Consider the following 19,202-nt stretch of genomic DNA (forward strand, 5'->3'; position numbering starts at 1 on the left):
GATGACCATTCCTTTCGCGCAAAACTCTTGCTTATAAATATATTATTAAACTCTCACAGTTATATTTCAATGGTTTTTATCTGGTCGGAAACAATATCTATTCTATTGATACATCTTTCTTTGGCGTAAATAATTGTTTCTTCTAACGTTTCAAAAATACTATATTCACATTTTATATCCTTTGAAATTTGCTCTAAATAACGAATGCCCTTCATCTCATAGCCTTCTTCAGCATACACGATTACTTTAGCAATCGGAATAATTGGTTTTCTTTCGTTAATTGACGCTTTTGCTACAGCATCTATGTTGATAGCAAATCCGATTGCTCCCATATCTTCGCCAAATTTTGAAAGCAAGCTATCGTATCTGCCGCCTGAAAGTACTTCTTCACCATGTCCTTCAATATATCCTTTGAATACAACACCTGTATAATAATCTGCTCGGTTTACGATGCCTAAATCTACGGTAATTTTATCTTGTAAATTCAATTCAAGCAAATTATCATAAATTGTTTCTAAATAATTCAATATTTCAATCGTAGCGTTATCGTTGATTAAAGAAGCTGCCTTTTTAAAAACTTCCTTACCACCAAACAATCTAGGAAGTTGTTTGATTACCGATACTTCATATTGATTGCCCAATTTATCAAGCAAATCATTCAATGCAGGATAATTCTTCGACTCGATTAGTAATCGTATTTCTTCTTTGATTTCTTCAGGAATATGAAGTGAATTCATCAATGTATTAAAAATTCCAATATGACCAATCTCAATACGAAAAGTGTGTTGATTACATTGAACAAACGATTGAATAGCCGTAGAAATAACTTCTAAGTCAGCTTTTAGAGAGGATTGCCCTATCAACTCAATTCCTGCTTGCATAATTTCATCACTTCTACCACTCATTGAACGAGTTGTAAAATGTACTGCTTGATTATAATATAGTCGTAATGGAAGCTTTGCTCCTTTTAGGCGAGTTGCCATTAGCCGAGCTATCGGCATTGTGGAATCTGGTCGTAAAACCATAAGTCTTCCTTTATGGTCAGTTAATTTATACATATATTCAAGTGGAATACTATGTCCCTCAACTTGAAAAACGTCTAAAAATTCAAGGCTTGGAGTAACTACTTCATAAAAGCCATGATGCTCATATAACTGCCTTAATTTATGTTCAATATTATTACGAACCATAGCTTCTTCAAATAAATAGTCCTTTGTTCCCTCTGGGGTTATGAGCCTATTTTTCACCATTGTAATCCTCCTTGCAATTTTGATCATTCGCTTTAGCGCAGTAACGTGGTAATATAATAACATAATGTAGTGTAAAAGTCAATATAAAGAACAAGGAAATGCACTGTACATTTAACCAAAGTATTGTGCATTTCCTGCTTGTTTTATCGTACAATAAACAAAGTATTGTAATGAACGCAATAGCATCCTATTACTTATCATATTATTACCCGAATAAAGTCATTTGACTGGTTTTAGGTAAATCTCCAAATGCTCCTGCTTGTTCTAATATTTCAATAACAGATTTCGATACACCTGCTCGAGAAGCAACCTCATCCATAGAAATATATTTACCTTGTTTGCTGGCTTCCATTAAGTTTAATGCAGCCGCTCCACCAAGGCCTTTTAACGAAGTAAAAGGTAATCGAATTTTATTATCTTCAATCACATAGTCTGTTGCATGAGATTTATATAAATCTACCGGTAAAAATTCAAAGCCACGACAAAGCATTTCGTTTATAATTAACAACATAGCAAATGTATCTTCTTCTTTAACGCTTCGCTCATTTCCTTTTGCTTTTAGCTCTTCAATACGCAAGCGGACTGTATTTAGCCCTTTAATAGCAGAATCTGCATCAAAGTCGCCACCACGAACTGTAAAGAAAGCTGAGTAAAAAGCTAATGGATGATATACCTTGTACCAGCCGAGCTTAACTGCTGCAATAACATATGCTGCTGCATGGGCTCTTGGGAACATGTATTTAATTTTCATACAGCTATCAACATACCATTGTGGGACATCATGCTCTTTCATTGCTTTAAAATGCTCTTCGGTTAACAGCTTTGTTGCGTTACCCTTACGAGTAATCTCCATAATTTTAAATGCCATATCAGGCTCCAAGCCTTTGTAGATAAGATATGTCATAATACTGTCACGTGTTCCGATAACCTCTGAAATAGTACAAGTTCCGTCTTTAATTAAATCCTGTGCATTTCCTAGCCATACGTCTGTTCCATGTGATAGACCAGAAATCTGAAGCAAATCAGAAAAACATCTTGGCTGTGCATCAATCAGCATTTGACGAACAAAGTTTGTACCCATTTCTGGAAGTGCAAAAGTTCCTGTTTCAGAATAGATTTGCTCAGGGGTAACCCCTAGTGCATCGGTAGAAGTAAATAGGCTGATTATTTTCGCGTCACAAGCTGATACATCAGCAATTTTGATTCCTGTTATATCTTCTAAGTGTTTATATAACGTCGGCACATCATGGCCAAGCTCGTCAAGCTTTAAGATTGTATCATGAAGAGAATGGAAGTCAAAGTGGGTTGTAATTACGCCCGATTCTTTTGAATCCGCTGGATGCTGAACAGGTGTAAAATCATATACTTCATAATTGGATGGGACTACAACCATGCCGCCCGGATGCTGGCCTGTAGTACGTTTTACTCCGGTACAGCCTATTGCAAGTCGATTTTCTTCTGCTTTATGAACCACTTTTCCCTTTTCCTCAAGATATTTCATTGCAAAACCATATGCCGTTTTTTCTGCAACAGTGGAAATAGTTCCTGCTTTAAATACGTGATCCTTACCGAATAACTCTTCTGTATAGCGGTGTGCACGAGATTGATATTCGCCCGAAAAATTCAAGTCGATATCCGGCGCTTTATCACCGTTAAAGCCAAGGAAAGTTTCAAACGGAATATCATGACCTTCACGTACTAATGGAATATTACATTTTGGACAATTCTTTTCGGGCAAGTCATAACCTGAACCAACCGAACCATCGGCAATAAATTCGCTGTATTGACATTCTTTACAATAATAATGCGGTGGAAGCGGATTTACTTCAGATATACCTGCCATGGTTGCAACAAATGAAGATCCAACAGATCCCCTTGAACCAACTAAATATCCATCTTGTTCAGAACGATAAACCAACTTTTGTGCAATCATATAAAGTACTGCGAAACCATGCTTAATAATAGAAGTTAGCTCCCTATCTAAACGCTTTGATACAATTTCAGGTAAGTCGTCGCCATACATAGAACGTGCTCTTTCCCAAGTGATTTTTTGAAGTTCTTCCTCTGCCCCTTCGATAACAGGGGTAAAAGTTCCTCTTGGGATCGCTCTTACCTCGGGATCCACTAAATCTGCTATTTTATTTGGATTTGTTATTACAATTTCATATGCCTTTTCTTTTCCTAAGTATTCAAATTCCTCCAACATTTCATCTGTTGTTCTAAGATATAACGGTGGCTGCTCGGAAGCATCTTTAAATTTCATACCACTTAATAAGATCTCACGAAATACACCGTCTGCTTTATCCATAAAATGAACGTCACAAGTTGCTACAACCGGAATATTAAGGTGCTCGCCCAGATTTACAATTGTTTTATTGAATTCTTTTATTCTATCTTTGCTATCAACTGTACCATTACGAATCAAAAACTCATTATTATCAGCAGGTTGGATTTCCAAATAATCATAAAACTTTGCAATTGTACACAAATCGCCCCAAGGTCGGTTTGCTAAAATTGCGCGGTATAATTCGCCTGCTTCACAAGCACTTCCTATAATCAGTCCTTCACGGTATTTCACCAATTCGCTCTTTGGTATACGAGGACGTTTAAAATAATATTCTAAATGTCCAAGCGAAATAAGACGATATAAATTCTTTAAGCCTACTGCATTTTTTACTAATATAATTTGGTGATAGGTTGGCGCTGATTTTACATCAACTCCGGCCACAACCGTATTGATTTCTTTGATATTTTGAATTTCATAATCTTGTTTTAACTTTTCCGTTAACTTAAAGAAAATTTGGGCTAACATTTCTGCATCATCTGATGCTCTATGATGATTAAAATCGCCTAAGCCTAAATGCTCCGCAACAATATTTAACTTATGTTTTTTCAATTCAGGTATTAGCTTTCTGCATAAAGGTACAGTATCTAAATAGGTATAACTTCTATCTAATCCTGCTCGTTTTGTTGCAGCATTGATAAAGCCCATGTCAAATGGCGCATTATGTGCAATCAACGGTGCATCTCCGCAAAATTCCAAGAATGCACTCAATGCCCCAGCTTCACTTGGCGCATCTTTAACCATCTCATCGGTAATGCCTGTGAGTTCGGTTATTTTAGGTGGAATTGCCTTTTTAGGATTAACAAAAGTATTAAAGGTATCAATTACTTTACCATCTTTTATTTTAACGGCTCCAATCTCCGTCATACGTTCGGAAACAGAACTTAAGCCTGTGGTTTCGGTATCAAAAACTACGATTTCATCATCCAATGAGCAATCCTTATTACCTACTACCACCTCAACCATATTATCTACAAAATAAGCTTCTACTCCATAAATAACTTTGAATTCGCCGCCGTTTTTACGAATTTTATCTACGGCATTCATAGCATCAGGAAAGGCTTGTGCAACTCCATGGTCGGTAATTGCTATAGCTTTATGTCCCCAACGGTATGCAGTTTCAACAACTTCTGCGGTTTTTGTCGTTGCATCCATTGCTGACATGATTGTATGTAAATGTAGCTCAACACGTTTTTCTTCTGCGGTGTCCATACGTAGAATTTTAGTATGTTTCATTATATCATAAGGACGGATTGTTACTTCATGATCATATTTATCATAGCTGGCGTCGCCTCGTACTAATAAAACACAACCTTTGTTTATCTTTTCATATAACGCTTCTTTTTTAATATCATCTATGATTTTTAGTGTATTTGACCCTGTGTAATCTGTAATATCAATAGAAAGTATAATTTTAGAATTATCACGTGTGTAACGAATTTCTTTTGCAAAGACTTCACCGCAAATGACAACTCTTCCGCTTTCGCCAGTTACTTCTGAAAGTGGAATTGGTTTTTCGGCTATTTTTTTACCGTTTACTAATTCTGCATTTTCACATTCAAACGGTAACACAGATAAATTCGTTCTAACAGTTATTACCGAAGAAGATTCAGATTTTTGTGGTGTTGTTTTAGATGGAACGGTTGGCTCATAGACGATTTCCGCCTCATTTGTGTAATCAATAATCACTTGCTTTGCAGCTTGCTCATCTAATTCTAATACGCCAGTAAATTTCACTTCCGGGTTGAACGAAAACTCATTATAAATTGCTTGTTTAATATAGGTTTCAACAGAGCACTTTTGCAATAGTTCTATACCGCCATGTTTTAATTCAATCGTTAATGTTTTATTCTCAAATGTCGCTTTTGCTTCATTAAAGTAACCGTTTATGATGGATACTTTTGTTTTAATTAACGTAATGATTTCGGAAAAATAAGAAGCATCGAATTGATTTGGATGGTATTTTGTATTAATAACAAAGTATTTTAATTTTAATGTTTGTTTTACAAGGTTTTGAAAAGTAAATATGTCTTTTTTACATAACAAAGCTTCAGGCCTAATGGTCACAGCCATGTGCCCTTGCTCCCGATTCGTATCTATATATAAAACTTGTGCATCCCATAATGCATTCGGTATTGTATCCTCTTTTATGTATTGACCGAGTAAGGTCGATAGTGTGGCGTTCAAGTTTATCCCTACTTCTTTCCTATTCTTGTTTCATAAACGTCCTATTAAAGGAGGTATCAGAATTAACTAAGCAATTTATCATCCTTTATTTCAGCTCGTTTTCGTATGGTATTTATATTACTTCAATATTTAAAACTGTGGGTAACAAAAGTCACCCACAAGCTCTACATTTTCTCAATTTCTGATAATAATTCGCTCAAGATATCTTTTTCTTGAACCTTTTTTATGATCTCGCCCTTTTTAAATAGAACTGCGCATCCATCTCCTCCGGCAATGCCAATATCGGCTTCTCTTGCTTCTCCAGGGCCATTTACAACGCATCCCATAACGGCAACTTTTATTTTCTTGTTACAACTTTTTAATGCTTCTTCTACTGCTAATGTAAGCGGTATTAAATCAATTCTTGTTCTTCCGCAAGTTGGACAAGAAACAATTTCAACACCTTGCTCATACAAACCTATTGCTTTCAAGATATCTTTTGCCGCATAAATTTCTTCAATCGGATTTGCAGTTAAGGATACACGAATGGTATCACCGATACCATCAGTCAGTAAACTTCCTATTCCAATTGCATTTTTAATTATTCCCATACGAGTCGTTCCCGCTTCTGTAATACCTAAATGAAGTGGATAATTACATTCTTTTGCCAACAAACGATAAGCTTGAATCATCGTATTTACATTGGAAGATTTAATTGAAATTATAATATCATCAAAGTGATATTTTTCAAGCAAACGAACATGATACATTGCACTTTCAACCAACGCTTGCGGCGTCGGAGAGCCATATTTTTCGAGGATATTTTTTTCTAACGAACCCGCATTGACACCAATTCGAATCGGAATATTTTTCTCTTTACATGCATCAACAACTGCTTTTACTTTTTCGTCGTCGCCAATATTACCAGGGTTAATCCGAATTTTATCAATCCCTGCTTCAATTGATTTTAATGCCAAACGATAATCAAAATGAATATCTGCAACAAGCGGAATATGAATAGCCTTTTTAATTGCAGGAATTAACTGAATCGCTTCCTCATTGGGAATTGCAACACGCAAAATCTCGCAACCGGCTTTTTCTAGTGCAATTGCTTGTGTAACATTACCTTCTATATCATCGGATCGAACACTTAGCATGGATTGAATGATAATTTTATTCTCACCAAGCACAATATCCTTTACCTTTACTTTTTTAACTTCACGTTTCATAATAGCTCCCATCTGATGCATGTTCTATGCTGTTTTAAAATAGTCCTAAAATATCTTTCAGCGTTACAACTACCATTAGCCCCAATAGTAATACTAAGCCTGCACCATTGACATAGCCTTCAATTTTTGGATTGATCGGTTTTCTTCGAATTGCTTCAATAGTTAAGAAAATAAATCGTCCTCCATCTAAAGCAGGAAACGGTAAAAGATTAAACATACCGATACTAATTGTAATAAATGCAGTTATAAATAAAAGGCTCTTAAATCCTTGGCTTGATGCTTGCCCTACCACTTGACCTACACCAACAGGACCAGATAGATCTTGAATATCAAGTTTTCCCGTTACTAAATCTGCAACAGACAGCCATGAGTTTCTTGCTAGTGATAATGTGTTTTTAAAGGATTGATCTACTGCTGAAAATACTGTTCTTTTAATTCCTTTAACCTTAAAATCAATATTGATATTTTTCTTTGTTCCTTCGCCTGTCTTATCAAATTTCACTGCAGGTAATGCTACCTTTTTTCCTTCACGAAGAACCTTTACTGCCACAACTCCATCTGAATCACGAAAAACTTCGTTGATAATATCTTTATCGCTGAAAATTGTTGTTTTATTTATTTTTACTATTTTATCCCCAACTTTTAAACCTGTAGCCTGTGTTGTTGCATTCGGTAAAAATTGAGCAACAGTAGTTGAATTATAGATAGGTTGTGTTGCGTATAATGATAGCATAATTGCTAAGCCAAGCACTAAATTCATAAATGCACCAGCAATTACAATTATCATCCTTTTCCATATTGGTTTTCGATTTAAAGCATTTTCATCTTCGCATTCTTCATCTTCACCTGCCATAGACACATAGCCGCCGATTGGAAGTAAGCGTAAGGAATATGTTGTTTTCTTTCCTTTGTGTTTATAGATTGCAGGGCCCATACCTAACGCAAACTCATAAATAGTGACACCACTCCAACGTGCCGCAAGAAAATGGCCTAATTCATGAATAAATATGATGATTCCGAAGATAAGAATTGTATATATTATAGTCAAAATGAGATTCCACCTTTACGTTGTTATACTGCTTTAAAACAGCAATACTGCTTCAAAGCATCAGACATATGCTTACGGTAGTGACTTATGCCACTTGAAAAAATTCAAATTATTGTACGATTTCCATAGCTTTTTTTAATACATACTCTCTTGCTAGCTGATCCGTTTTCAGAATGCCTTGAAGAGAATATTCGTCTTGAATCGTTATTTCTTGAAGAGAAGAGTATACCAATTTGCCAATATCTAAAAATCTGATTTTATTTTCTAAGAATAATGCAACAGCTTGCTCGTTTGCCCCATTTACTAGCGTTGGATATAATCCGCCTTTATCCATTGCTTCCATACAAGCTTTCAAGCAAATAAAAGTATCCATATCCGGCTTAGCAAAAGTAAGCTTTCCATATTCAATTAAAGATAAGGAACCCGTATTACAAGGCAATCTTTGCGGATAAGTCATTGCATATTGAATCGGTAATTTCATATCTGGAACACCTAGTTGCGCTATTACAGCATTATCTTGGTATTCAACGAGCGAATGAATTACGCTTTCTCTATGAACAACAATCTCAACCTCGGATGGAGTTTTATTGAATAACCAGCAAGCTTCAATCAGTTCTAATCCTTTGTTCATTAGGGTAGCCGAATCAATTGTAATTTTAGCTCCCATTGCCCAGTTTGGATGTTTCAAAGCATCTTGCACTTTAACATTTTTCAATTCATCTATTGTCTTACCGAAAAATGGTCCACCGGAAGCGGTTAAAATAATTTTCTTTACTTGTGACTTTTTATTTCCTTGAAGTGATTGAAATATTGCGGAATGTTCGCTATCCACAGGGTAAATTGAAACGCCCATTTTGTCAGCTTGTTCCATTACAAGCTTTCCACCTGTTACAAGTGTCTCTTTATTTGCGAGTGCAATATCCTTACGAGCGTTAATTGCGGCTAGCGTTGGTTGCAAGCCAATCATACCGACAACTGAATTTAATACTAAGTCGATAGATTCTAAACATGCCACTTTGCACAAGCCATCCATTCCTGTTACAATCTCTATATTTATATTGTTTATCTTTAGCTTTAATTCCTCATACTTGGTTTCGTCATATATACAAACCATTTTTGGAGCAAATTCGTTTGCTTGTTTTGCAAGCAAATCAGTATTATGATATGCTGCAAGACCATCTATTTTAATTCCAAGTTCTTTACAAACTTCAATCGCTTGGGTACCGATTGAGCCTGTTGAGCCCAGTATACTAATTGTCTTCATATAAAATAATCCTTTCCGGATACAAAATCGTCATTTTTAGCACCAAACCCCCAGCTAAATAAAATACGTTTTTGTATTTCTTAGCGGGGGGGATTTTGAAACTATGATACACAAGTTAAATATTGTAATACAACAAAGAAGAATGGCGTAATAAACAACACACTATCAAACCGGTCCAGAATACCTCCATGACCAGGCATAATTGTTCCATAGTCTTTTATAGCACATTGACGCTTGATTAAAGAAGCGGTTAAGTCACCAACAACCCCAACCAATGCTCCAAAAATGCTGATAAACAATAATGGAATATAATGAATTATTACTGCCACGCCTAAATTTTGCATAATAAAATAATAGGTCGCTGTAACCAATGCTACAAAAAACACGCTTGAAATTAAGCCACCTATTAAGCCTTCAACCGTTTTATTGGGACTAATTTTTGGAGCTAGTTTTCGCTTGCCAAAAAACCTACCTGCAAAATATGCTCCGGAATCGGCTCCCCATGCACATGCAAAAATCAATAATGTATAATATAGGCCTTGTGCCATATCAAATTTGTCTCGAATATAAATTAAAGTAGTAAATGCAAATGGGAATACAAGTGAAATTAAAAAAACAATTGCAATTTGTTCAATTGTAATCTTTTCATGCTGTTTCAATGCAATACCAAAAAGTAATCCAGTAAACACAATTATTGCAATAATGTTAATAGCATTCTTTTCTTTGGTAACTAACATTGGTACAAGTGCCGCAAATGTGCAGCTTAAAAGCGAAAGCAGTTTATGCTTTGTTAATTTGTACGCCAATAAAAGCTCGTATACTACAAGTGTTGACAAGATTGCAACTACCGCATTAAAGAGGAAGGTTTCAAAGAAGAACAGAATTACGAAAAAAAGAAGTAATCCTACTCCTGCAGTTATCAAACGTTGCTTCAAAACTATATTCCTCCAAATCGTCTATTTCTTTTTGTAAATTCAGCCAACGCCTTGTCGAGACTTTTTTCGTTAAAATCAGGCCAAAGAATATCCATGAAAATATATTCAGCATAAGCAGATTGCCACAACATAAAGTTAGAAAGCCTAAATTCACCGCTTGGTCGTATTATTAAATCTACATCAGGTTGTCCGGCAGTATATAAATGGTTGTCCATCATTGCTTCATCAATATCTTCAGGTTGAATTTCCCCATCTTTTACTTTTTGTGCAATCACTTTTGTTGCATGCAAAAGTTCATTACGTCCACCATAGTTAATCGCAATATTCAAAGTGAGTCCTGTAAAGTTTTCGCTTTCAAATTCGCATTCTTTTATTTTATCAAGAATGTCACCTTCAAAAACACTTAAGTCACCAATAAATTTTGTGCGAACATTTTCATGCTTGTAGTTTTTTGCATCATTTAAATATTCTCTGAGCAAATTTAGAATTCCGTTCACTTCTTCTTGAGGTCTCTTCCAATTTTCTGTAGAGAACGCATATACAGTTAGATATTTGATTCCAAGTTTGTTGCAATATCTTACAATTTTACGAAAGGTTTTTGCACCCATCTTATGGCCTGCATTTCTTGGTAATCCCCTTAACTTTGCCCATCTTCCATTACCATCCATAATAATACCAATATGTTTTGGAAGTAATACTCCTTGTGCCATAAATAGACTCCCTTAAAGCTTAAATTAGTTTACAATGTACCTTTTTCATGCAGCTGCAAAAGGTACATTGTAATAATCGGGAATAATACATTTTGCGTTTAAATGTTGATTTTGTATTTTAAACACAAAGTAGTAAATGAAATTAGATTTCCATAATTTCTTTTTCTTTTATTTTAATTAGATCGTCAACTTCTTTACAGTATTTATCAGTTAGCTTTTGAATTTGTTCTTCGCCAACTTTTAAATCATCTTCAGTAATTTCTGAGCTTTTTTTCATAGCTTTTAATTTTTCATTTGCATCACGACGAATAGAACGAATGGCCACTTTGCCTTCTTCACCGAATTTGCTAACTTCTTTTACTAAAGTACGACGACGCTCTTCTGTTAGTGGAGGGAAAGCAATACGAATTACTTTACCATCGTTATTTGGGTTTAAACCAAGTTCTGAAGCTTGAATTGCTTTTTCAATTTGATTGATAACGGAAACATCCCAAGGTTGAATAACAAGCATTCTAGCTTCTGGAACAGAAATAGCAGCCATTTGATCAATTTTAGTTGGTACACCATAGTAATCAACGTGAATTTTATCAAGAACTGCTGCATTTGCTCTGCCTGCTCTGATGGATTTAAATTCGTGATTCAATGCTTCGATTGATTTTTTCATTTTCTCTTCAGTTTTGTTTAGTACTTGTTTCATAAATAATACCTCCGATAATTTTGTAGCATTATATTTTAATAAATTTTAGTTCATTTTAAATTTGGAACGTCAAAGATGCCATTCCCTACGGTTTATCAATGAAATTGGATAGTAATTCAACCTCACCGTTGACTTAGTCGCCACCTCTGTTAAAGAGGAGACTTTTTAAGCTCTTCCTTATACAGATAAATGCAAAGCATTTTTCTATTGAGAGCGTGGCACTGTAAATTGCCTGAAAGGATTTCTATTCGCCTTGTACTAATGTACCAACAGGTTCGCCTTTTACTGCATCAACAATATTTTGTGGTCTACCTAAGTTGAAAACTAGAATTGGAAGATTATTGTCTTTGCACATTGATGCTGCTGTTGAATCCATAACGCCAAGATTTTTTGCTAATACTTCACCAAAAGTCAATGTATCATATTTCACTGCATCATCAAATTTATTTGGATCTTTATCGTAAACGCCATCAACCATTGTTGCTTTAAAGATAATATCTGCTTCAATTTCAGCAGCTCTTAATGAAGAAGCTGTATCAGTTGAAAAGAATGGGTTACCTGTTCCACAACCGAAGATAACAACTCTTCCTTTTTCCAAATGTCTTACTGCACGATTACGAATATATGGTTCAGCTACAGCTTGCATTGCAATTGCAGTTTGTACTCTTACATCTACGTCCATTTCTTCCAATACATCGGCTACCGCTAAAGCGTTCATCGTTGTTCCCAACATACCAATATGGTCAGCACGAGTTCTATCCATTGCGCCGCTGGAACGTCCACGCCAGAAGTTGCCACCACCAACTACGATACCAATTTGTACACCTAATTCAGAACATTCTTTTATACTTCTACAAACGTCTTTAATAACGTTATAATCTAAACCAAATCCTTTTTCGCCAGCTAAAGCTTCACCACTTAATTTTAATAAAATGCGTTTATATTTTATGCCCATCTTCATTCATACTCCTTTTCAAGTGCCTATGCTAATTTGCTCTTAAAACCTCTTTTAATATTTTCAAAAGCCTCATAAATCCAAGCTTTTTTAATAATTTAAGTTGTTTTAAGTGTAAATTAGTATTACATAACAAAGTTATTATACCCTTCACTTTCAGTAAAATTTGTTTTTACACGGTTTAACGGCATAATAACTACATAAGATTTTCTTTGTATACTCTTCTTATATTTTACAATATCACTCGCCTAAAGTAAAGTATAATTATAAGTTTTTATTAGTTTCGTAACAATTTTATTTCTAATAAATAATAAAATTACATCAATTTGAAGCAATTTTGTCTTATTGTTTACATTTATATAAATAAAAATCAATGCTGCATTGAAATAGATTTTATTATTTTGAGAAAAATATGTAATGAGAAGTTAGTAAGTCTAGTATTTTCATCAAAATATTGTAAAACTCTTTACAAGAAAGAGTGTCTATGCTATACTAACTAAGTGCTATGCCGCAGCTTGCGGGATTTTGCCTCATATGTGCTTCATTTCAGAATGCACGAGGAACTTTACCTGCCCCTTGCTATGACATTGCAACTAATGAAAGAGGTGAACTCACTATGTTGAGAAAAGAAGAAAAAAACGAAATTATCACTGGCAATCGTCTTCACGAAACCGATACAGGTTCTCCTGAAGTACAAATCGCAATTCTTACTACAAGAATTAACGACCTAACTGAGCACTTAAAAATTCATAAAAAAGACCATCACTCTCGTCGTGGACTTTTAAAAATGGTTGGTCATCGTCGTAACCTTTTAAACTATTTAAAAAATACCGACATCGAAAGATACCGTGCTACTATTGCTAAATTAGGTATCCGTAAGTAATTATTGTTATCAAAGGCAGATAGCTCATGCTATCTGCCTTAAGATATTATAAGTAATGATTTTATAATTCATTATTTATTGCATAAACTATAAAAAGTGCCTTTATAGCATGAGATCTAGGAATTTTAGCATTAAATCGTGCACATGAGATTATGTGTGTAGGATTTTTTGCTAAACCTTATCTTTGCTATAAATGCCAAAATAAGGAGGAAATGAAATGTTCGAAAATTACAGAAAATTTGAAACAACATTTGCAGGCAGACCTTTAGTAGTAGAAACAGGTAAAACTTGTGTTCTTTCTAACGGTTCTTGCTGGGTACGTTATGGCGATACTGTTGTTATGGCAAACGTTACCGCATCACAAAAACCAAGAGAGGGTGTTGACTTTTTCCCTCTATCAGTTGATTACGAAGAAAAGCTTTATGCGGTTGGTAAAATTCCTGGCTCATTCTTAAAAAGAGAAGGTCGTCCAACTGAAAATGCAATTTTAACTTCAAGATTAGTTGACCGCCCAATGCGTCCGTTATTCCCAGAAGGAATGCGAAACGATGTATCAATTGTTATGACGGTTTTAGCTACTGATATTGATAACTCCCCTGAAATTACAGGTATGATTGCTGCTTCTATTGCTGTTAGTATTTCTGATATTCCTTTTAATGGTCCAATCGGTGGTGTAAATGTTGGATTAGTAAATGGTGAAATCGTAATTAACCCAAATAGATTACAAAGAGAAATTACTGATTTAGATTTAACTGTTGCTGCTTCTGCTGAAAAAGTGGTTATGATTGAAGCCGGAGCTAAAGAAGTTCCAGAAGGCACAATGTTAGAAGCTATTAAAAAAGCTCACGAAGAAATCAAGAAAATTGTTGCTTTCATTAGTGACATCCAAAAAGAAATCGGTAAACCAAAATTTGAATTTGAAAAACAAGGCGTTAATGTTGACTTCTATGATGCAGTAAAAGCTCTTGTTCTTGATAAAGTAAAATTTGCATTAGACACTGATGATAAAAATGTTCGTGAAGAGCGTTTGAAACCAATCATTGCAGAAATTGAAGAAACACTAGGCGAAGAATATGCTGACTTTATGCCAACTTTAGGCGAAGTTATGTATAAGCTTCAAAAATATATCGTTAGAAACTGGCTATTTGAAGGCAAACGTGTTGATGGACGTCAAATGAATGAAATTCGACCATTAGCATCTGAAGTTGGATTATTACCTCGTGTTCATGGTTCTGGTTTATTTACTCGTGGACAAACACAAGTATTAACCATTGCAACATTAGGCCCAATTCGTGATGCTCAAACACTTGACAGCATTGACGAAAATGAAGAAAAACGCTATATGCATCATTATAACTTCCCTTCTTACTCAGTTGGTGAAACTCGTCCTAGCAGAGGACCTGGTCGTCGTGAAATCGGTCACGGTGCATTAGCTGAAAGAGCATTGGTTCCTGTACTACCTTCCGTTGATGAATTCCCATATGCTATGCGTTTGGTATCCGAAATACTATCTTCTAACGGTTCTACTTCTCAAGGCTCTATTTGTGCTTCAACTTTAGCTTTAATGGATGCTGGTGTTCCAATCAAAGCTCCTGTTGCAGGTATTTCTTGCGGATTGATTACAATGGAAGACGGCAGTTGGGAAACTATGGTTGATATCCAAGGACTAGAAGATTTCTACGGAGATATGGACTTTAAAGTTGGTGGTACTCATAAAGGTATTACTGCAATTCAAGTTGATATAAAAGTAGACGGTCTACCTATGGAAGTTATTGCTGAAGCATTTGAAAAAACAAGAAAAGCAAGAATTTATATTTTAGACGAAATTATGCTAAAAGCAATTCCTGCTCCAAGACCACAAGTTTCTGAATTTGCTCCAAAAGTAATTAAAACTACAATTAAAGTAGATAAAATTCGTGAAGTTATCGGTCAAGGCGGCAAGGTTATTCAAAAAATCTGTGCTGATTGTGATGTTACTATCGACATCGAAGATGACGGTTCTGTTGTTATCATGGGTGTTGACCAAGAAAAAACAAAACGTGCATTAGCTATTGTAGAATCTATTGCCAATGATCCTGAAGTTGGTGCGATTTACAAAGGCAAGGTTACTCGTTTAATGGCATTTGGTGCTTTCGTTGAAATTGCACCGGGCAAAGAAGGATTAGTTCATATTTCTAAGCTTGCTGAAAAACGTGTAGAAAAAGTAGAAGACGTTGTAAGCGTTGATGATACAATCTTTGTTAAGGTAATTGAAATTGACCAACAAGGTAGAATTAACTTATCAAGAAAAGATGCAATGGCTGACATTGCCGCAAAATCTTCAAATAACTAATTAAATTGAAAGCTCCTGATATGAAAATATCAGGAGCTTTCAATTTAGTATATTATGTAGCTATATTCTATTGATGGATTCGGCAGGTTTATTTCTCACCTTAAGAACATAATCAAGTAAAAGTTTAGTTGATAAAACTATGATAATTAAAGGCAAAATTGTTAGATTCGCTATAAACAATGGATGATATAAAGAACTAAAATAGCCTTCGTCTATTTGGAAATAGAATGGAATAGTCGATATAAAACATAGTAAATTTATTATAGCTAAGTATGATATCATCTTCACTTTGCTAAGTTTATTCAAAAATACAAGAACTGATAACATAATTACCAAAAACGCCATACACCATATTACGCAAAAGCTGAGAGCTCCATGCAAATTCGAATATTTTTCATAAAGTAATTCATTTTCTTTTATAACATTATCCGTTAAAGTTATAAATACTTTATGTGCTTTTACACGAAAAAAGCAGTAAAAAAAATTCATCAATATCAAAACAACACCTATTGTAGAAATGACTATCTTTTTCATACTAACCAACTTCCTATACTTATAATAATTTATTATAGCATTATTTTGTAGTTGAATCAATATCTGTTTGATTTTAAATGTATAATATGGTAATGTTTTAATATAATGTTTGGAGGCAATTGTTATGAAAGAGTATTTTGAGTTTTGGAAGCTTGGTTTTCAATTTAACGGCGTATCCACACGTAGCGAATACTGGATTCCTTTTTTAATTAACCTCGCAATTATTAGTTTACTCTATCTTTCTTTTAAAATGTCTTCTAATGAAACTGTTGCAGTTATTTTTGGGTTCATTACTTTAGCTTTTGTATTATTTTCATTGATTCCCGATTTGGCAATCACTGTTCGCAGACTGCATGATGCAAATAAAAGTGGGGCATGGTTTTTTATTAGTTTCATTCCGTACATAGGTGAGTTCATACTTTTTGTTATACTATGTTTTCCAACAGTTAAAATAGACAATATATATGGATATTATAATATGGATGAAACGCAACAATAATATCGTTAAATATCTACAACCAGTTGTTCCAAAAGCTGTGCTTGCTCCCGCTTATTTGAACTGCAATTTTCCACAAAATTCAAATCATAAAATCGAATTAGCCCAACAAACAGAGCTAAACTTGTTGCTAAGTAATTCAAATTTTGTGAGTTGCGTTTAATGGCATCAGAACTAGGCTGACTAGCTGTCTTTTTAGCCAAGCAAAAATAATAGTATAGTGCGAACAATACCATAATGCTAGAAGTCATTTTTATGGGATAAACAGATGGTAAACATTCACAACACTTTTTATTTTTAACACCGCAAATAATCTTTTGACGCTCTATTCCGATAGCATAATAAGAAAGTAAAAGGCTGCCCATCGTAACCCTTGCAAAAAACATGGATTGATCTATAATATTTAGCTGTTGTTGCACTTCAGGTGTAAATTGCGTTTTTTCCATGTTTTCATTTAAAACAGCCAAAATACCACCACTTTCATATTGATTAATACCATATTATGAAAATTTTTAATTATGGTTACTTCCCCCTTTCCTATTTTTGACCATCTCACCAATTTCACGAATAATAATATAATGAACTGACATTCAATTATAAAGGAGTGAAATGGATGGGATTTGGAATTGCTTTTGCTGGCGGTGGAGCGAAAGGTGCGGCTCACGTTGGCGTTTTAAAGGCACTTGAAGAAAATGGGCTTATTCCTACATCGGTTGCTGGAACAAGCGCAGGAAGCGTGATAGCAGGGCTTTATTCAATCGGCTTTTCTGTAATCGAAATGGAGAAGCTTATCAATAAACTATCCAAAACAGGATTACACCTATTAGATCCTGATTATAAAGGTATTCTTAAAACAATTACTCAATTCGCTACTTTTAAACCGATTACACTTACCGGGTTAATTAAAGGCGACAAACTGGAAGAATTAATATGTGATCTAACGAACGGAAAAAACATGAGAGATGCAAAAATGAGAATTGTCATCCCTTGCGTCGATTTAAATAGTGGATCAACAATTGTATATACAAACTCGCTTTCAAATGTAAAATCGTTTCGCAATATTAAATGGTCTGATGATGCGCCATTATGCCAAGCAATTCGTGCCAGCTGTGCAATACCTGCTGTTTTCAAGCCGAAAAATATGGAAAATATGTGTTTGGTAGATGGTGGGGTTACTGACGTATTGCCAGTTGACTTATTGCTCTCTACAGGAGAAAACAATGTATTGGCGATTGATATATCCAATAGCTATATGACACCTAAAAAAAATAATATTATTGAGGTTGCTACTCATTCCCTATCCATTATGCAGAATCGTTTATTTCAATATATTTCAAGTGGAGAAAAACTATTATTAAAACCAAAATTGCCAAGTGATGCTTCTACGCTAAACTTTTTAGCCATGAACGATTGCATGGAAGCTGGATATAACGCAGCTATGGAAGCTATGCCAACTATTAAAGCACTCTTTTCATAAGAGTGCTTTTAGTTTACAAAATAAGATGAATATATTATAATAATACGAAATAAAAAGACAGAATTGGAGAATACATGATACAATTAGAAAAAAACGAACGAAAATTACTCTACCCTTTATTTAAAGATATGCACGATACACTCATTCTAACTTGCTTAGAAGGCCATATGGGCGATGCATATGTTGATCAACTGCCTGAACCTAGCTGTGCTAAGTTAATAATAGCAGATTTTTGTTTTATTGCAGGCAATACAACAAGTGAGTTTGCAGAAGACATCGTTAGTTTTACTCCTAAAGAATATCAAAATGACTTTTTGATATATGTTACTCAAAATGATGAATGGAACAAGTTACTGGAACAATGCTATGGAGAAAAATGCAAATCTTTCATACGTTATGCGTTTTATAAAGATGCAAGCAATATGAAGCCGATAAAGCTTAAAGAATATATACAATCCCTACCTAGTGAATATGAAATCAAACAAATTGATGAAGTAATCTATCATCAAATAATGTTAGAATCTTGGTCAAAGGATTTATGCAGTTCATTTTTAACTGCTGAAGATTACATTACAAGAGGAATTGGATTTGCCGTCGTAAAAGATAGTGAAATTGTTGCTGGTGCATCGTCTTATACAATTTATGATGGTGGTATTGAAATTGAATTAGACACCAAACCGGAATATCGCCAAAAAGGGTTGGCTACCGCCGTTGCATCTGCACTCATTTTATATTGCTTAGAACATGATATTTATCCAAGCTGGGATGCAGCAAATTTAACCTCAGTTAAAATTGCAACAAAGCTTGGTTATCAATTTGACAAAGAATATACTTGTTATTATGTGAAGATGTAACCTTTTTCAATAATTTTAAGAAACATTT

16 protein-coding genes are annotated in these 19,202 nt (G+C 34.6%); 5 read left to right on the forward strand and 11 right to left on the reverse strand.

Translation table 11 applies throughout. The features are described 5' to 3' along the window. Nucleotides 1-59: 59 nt before the first annotated feature. From hisZ to pyrH, 9 genes are all read right to left on the reverse strand, one after another. Complete coding sequence (gene hisZ / locus RBG61_RS02925; RefSeq protein ID WP_307945579.1) at nt 60-1,250, reverse strand: ATP phosphoribosyltransferase regulatory subunit; 1,191 nt, start codon at nt 1,248-1,250, stop codon at nt 60-62. 205 nt (nt 1,251-1,455) lie between these two features. After that, a complete protein-coding gene (locus tag RBG61_RS02930; protein WP_307945582.1) occupies nt 1,456-5,781 on the reverse strand; it encodes a PolC-type DNA polymerase III in 4,326 nt (1,441 codons plus the stop codon). Nucleotides 5,782-5,945: 164 nt separating this feature from the next. Then, nucleotides 5,946-6,989 (reverse strand): flavodoxin-dependent (E)-4-hydroxy-3-methylbut-2-enyl-diphosphate synthase, encoded by a 1,044-nt coding sequence (gene ispG, locus RBG61_RS02935; RefSeq protein WP_307945584.1) that lies wholly within the window; start codon nt 6,987-6,989, stop codon nt 5,946-5,948. Nucleotides 6,990-7,023: 34 nt separating this feature from the next. Further along, on the reverse strand, nt 7,024-8,037 hold the full coding sequence (locus RBG61_RS02940) for a M50 family metallopeptidase (RefSeq protein WP_307945586.1): 1,014 nt from the start codon (nt 8,035-8,037) through the stop codon (nt 7,024-7,026). Between the two features lie 109 nt (nt 8,038-8,146). Beyond that, complete coding sequence (dxr, locus tag RBG61_RS02945) at nt 8,147-9,301, reverse strand: 1-deoxy-D-xylulose-5-phosphate reductoisomerase (RefSeq protein ID WP_307945588.1); 1,155 nt, start codon at nt 9,299-9,301, stop codon at nt 8,147-8,149. A 101-nt stretch (nt 9,302-9,402) separates the two neighbouring features. Beyond that, nucleotides 9,403-10,236, reverse strand: coding sequence for a phosphatidate cytidylyltransferase (locus RBG61_RS02950; protein ID WP_307945591.1), 834 nt, complete (start codon nt 10,234-10,236; stop codon nt 9,403-9,405). Nucleotides 10,237-10,238: 2 nt separating this feature from the next. Then, a complete protein-coding gene (locus tag RBG61_RS02955) occupies nt 10,239-10,946 on the reverse strand; it encodes an isoprenyl transferase (RefSeq protein WP_307945592.1) in 708 nt (235 codons plus the stop codon). Between the two features lie 142 nt (nt 10,947-11,088). Next, entirely contained in the window at nt 11,089-11,643 is a 555-nt protein-coding gene (gene frr / locus RBG61_RS02960; protein ID WP_307945594.1) for a ribosome recycling factor, read from the reverse strand. A 244-nt stretch (nt 11,644-11,887) separates the two neighbouring features. Beyond that, nucleotides 11,888-12,598, reverse strand: coding sequence for a UMP kinase (gene pyrH / locus RBG61_RS02965; RefSeq protein ID WP_307947184.1), 711 nt, complete (start codon nt 12,596-12,598; stop codon nt 11,888-11,890). 619 nt (nt 12,599-13,217) lie between these two features. On the opposite strand from pyrH, the gene rpsO reads away from it, so the two are divergent. Together rpsO and RBG61_RS02975 are read left to right on the forward strand one after the other, a co-directional pair. Then, nucleotides 13,218-13,481, forward strand: coding sequence for a 30S ribosomal protein S15 (gene rpsO, locus RBG61_RS02970; protein WP_307947186.1), 264 nt, complete (start codon nt 13,218-13,220; stop codon nt 13,479-13,481). Between the two features lie 217 nt (nt 13,482-13,698). Continuing rightward, nucleotides 13,699-15,813 (forward strand): polyribonucleotide nucleotidyltransferase, encoded by a 2,115-nt coding sequence (locus tag RBG61_RS02975; RefSeq protein ID WP_307945597.1) that lies wholly within the window; start codon nt 13,699-13,701, stop codon nt 15,811-15,813. Between the two features lie 60 nt (nt 15,814-15,873). Here the strand turns inward: RBG61_RS02975 and RBG61_RS02980 are convergent, their stop codons facing one another. Continuing rightward, nucleotides 15,874-16,347 carry a hypothetical protein gene (locus RBG61_RS02980; protein WP_307945599.1) on the reverse strand — a complete coding sequence of 158 codons (474 nt, stop codon included), beginning with the start codon at nt 16,345-16,347 and terminating at the stop codon, nt 15,874-15,876. A gap of 124 nt (nt 16,348-16,471) precedes the next feature. Here RBG61_RS02980 and RBG61_RS02985 point away from each other — a divergent pair, with 124 nt between their 5' ends. Further along, a complete protein-coding gene (locus tag RBG61_RS02985) occupies nt 16,472-16,846 on the forward strand; it encodes a DUF805 domain-containing protein (protein ID WP_307945600.1) in 375 nt (124 codons plus the stop codon). Nucleotides 16,847-16,851: 5 nt separating this feature from the next. Here the strand turns inward: RBG61_RS02985 and RBG61_RS02990 are convergent, their stop codons facing one another. Continuing rightward, entirely contained in the window at nt 16,852-17,310 is a 459-nt protein-coding gene (locus RBG61_RS02990) for a hypothetical protein (RefSeq protein ID WP_307945603.1), read from the reverse strand. A gap of 146 nt (nt 17,311-17,456) precedes the next feature. On the opposite strand from RBG61_RS02990, the gene RBG61_RS02995 reads away from it, so the two are divergent. Next, nucleotides 17,457-18,320, forward strand: coding sequence for a patatin-like phospholipase family protein (locus RBG61_RS02995; protein ID WP_307945604.1), 864 nt, complete (start codon nt 17,457-17,459; stop codon nt 18,318-18,320). Nucleotides 18,321-18,394: 74 nt separating this feature from the next. After that, nucleotides 18,395-19,174, forward strand: a complete 780-nt coding sequence (locus RBG61_RS03000) for a GNAT family N-acetyltransferase (protein ID WP_307945606.1) — start codon at nt 18,395-18,397, stop codon at nt 19,172-19,174. Nucleotides 19,175-19,202: the final 28 nt, after the last annotated feature.

The organism is Paludicola sp. MB14-C6 (assembly GCF_030908625.1).
Classification (GTDB): Bacteria; Bacillota; Clostridia; order Oscillospirales; family Ruminococcaceae; genus Paludihabitans.

What these genes read in the sequence shown, in the direction of transcription:
- RBG61_RS03000 (WP_307945606.1), top strand. Translation starts at nt 18,395, where the DNA reads ATGATACAATTAGAAAAAAACGAACGAAAATTACTCTACCCTTTATTT.
- pyrH (WP_307947184.1), bottom strand. Translation starts at nt 12,598, where the DNA reads ATGGGCATAAAATATAAACGCATTTTATTAAAATTAAGTGGTGAAGCT.
- frr (WP_307945594.1), bottom strand. Translation starts at nt 11,643, where the DNA reads ATGAAACAAGTACTAAACAAAACTGAAGAGAAAATGAAAAAATCAATC.
- RBG61_RS02980 (WP_307945599.1), bottom strand. Translation starts at nt 16,347, where the DNA reads ATGAAAAAGATAGTCATTTCTACAATAGGTGTTGTTTTGATATTGATG.
- RBG61_RS02995 (WP_307945604.1), top strand. Translation starts at nt 17,457, where the DNA reads ATGGGATTTGGAATTGCTTTTGCTGGCGGTGGAGCGAAAGGTGCGGCT.
- RBG61_RS02975 (WP_307945597.1), top strand. Translation starts at nt 13,699, where the DNA reads ATGTTCGAAAATTACAGAAAATTTGAAACAACATTTGCAGGCAGACCT.
- RBG61_RS02985 (WP_307945600.1), top strand. Translation starts at nt 16,472, where the DNA reads ATGAAAGAGTATTTTGAGTTTTGGAAGCTTGGTTTTCAATTTAACGGC.
- dxr (WP_307945588.1), bottom strand. Translation starts at nt 9,301, where the DNA reads ATGAAGACAATTAGTATACTGGGCTCAACAGGCTCAATCGGTACCCAA.
- RBG61_RS02955 (WP_307945592.1), bottom strand. Translation starts at nt 10,946, where the DNA reads ATGGCACAAGGAGTATTACTTCCAAAACATATTGGTATTATTATGGAT.
- ispG (WP_307945584.1), bottom strand. Translation starts at nt 6,989, where the DNA reads ATGAAACGTGAAGTTAAAAAAGTAAAGGTAAAGGATATTGTGCTTGGT.
- hisZ (WP_307945579.1), bottom strand. Translation starts at nt 1,250, where the DNA reads ATGGTGAAAAATAGGCTCATAACCCCAGAGGGAACAAAGGACTATTTA.